This is a genomic window from Azonexus hydrophilus (assembly GCF_905120355.1).
Taxonomy (GTDB): domain Bacteria; phylum Pseudomonadota; class Gammaproteobacteria; order Burkholderiales; family Rhodocyclaceae; genus Azonexus.
The window spans coordinates 1-912 of sequence record NZ_CAJHOB010000051.1 but is presented as its reverse complement, the minus strand read 5'-3'; the positions used below and the strand labels follow the sequence as shown (position 1 = coordinate 912).

The window sequence follows — 912 nt, the reverse complement described above, 5'->3', positions numbered from 1 at the left end:
CTGCGGATGTAAACTTTTCCATGAAAAAGAGCGCATCGTGCAGCAAACGCACCCAGGGGTTTTTTCTGATTCTTCCTGGCGGATAGATACCAGCGCAGCCCTCTGGCTTTTGGCGAGCCTTGCTGGTTTGCACCGCCAGCCCTTCGATGCTGCGCTGGTGACCAAAGGTTTTCCGCCCCCGTTTGATCTGCCCACCCTTTTTGGTGCGTTGCAAGCCATCGGGTTACAGGCGGGACAGGTGGGCTGGCCGGAGGTTGGGCGGGGGGATTTGCCTCTGCCAGCGGTGGCTTTGCTGGAACTTCCCGTAGCGCCTGATGCAGCCGAAGAGTCAGTTGCGCCAGCAAGCCAAGCGCGAAGCACGCTCGTCCCTGCGTTGATCGTTGGTTATGGTGAAGAAACGCTGTCCTGGGTCAAGCCGGGCCAGTCCGAGCCGGAGGTTCTGCCGCACGACATGGCGCGAGCGCAGGCGCTGCCGTTTCTTGTCTTGGTGGCCCAGGCAGAGCCGCCACTGGACGAGTCGCAAAGCCGAGGCCCGAATGTTGCAACGCAGGAGAAGAAACCCTTTGGCTTTGCCTGGTTTATTCCCGAGTTGCTGCGCCACAAAACCATCTGGCGCGACGTGCTGCTGGCCAGTCTTGCCATCCAGCTCGTCGGCCTGGCGACGCCGCTGTTTACCCAGGTCATCATCGACAAGGTCATCGCCCACCATTCCGAAAGCACCCTCATCGTTCTGGGTGTGGCGCTGGTGGTGTTCATGTTCTTCACTAGTGGTATGAGCTGGCTGCGCCAATACCTGGTGCTGCACACCGGCAGCCGCATCGATGCGGTGCTCGGCGACAAGGTGCTGCGCCACCTGCTGCACCTGCCCCTGCCGTACTTCGAGAACCGCCCCACCGGCACCCTGGTGGCCCG

The 912-nt window shown here is 61.4% G+C and carries 2 protein-coding genes; one reads left to right on the top strand and one right to left on the bottom strand.

Translation table 11 applies throughout. The annotated features are described in order from the left end of the window. On the bottom strand, positions 1-214 hold a 214-nt coding region (locus JYJ39_RS13945), incomplete at its 3' end, for a hypothetical protein (RefSeq protein WP_205205254.1). Between the two features lie 159 nt (positions 215-373). On the opposite strand from JYJ39_RS13945, the gene JYJ39_RS13940 reads away from it, so the two are divergent. After that, the coding region (locus JYJ39_RS13940) for an ABC transporter transmembrane domain-containing protein (RefSeq protein WP_275887976.1) at positions 374-912 on the top strand (539 nt) is incomplete at its 3' end.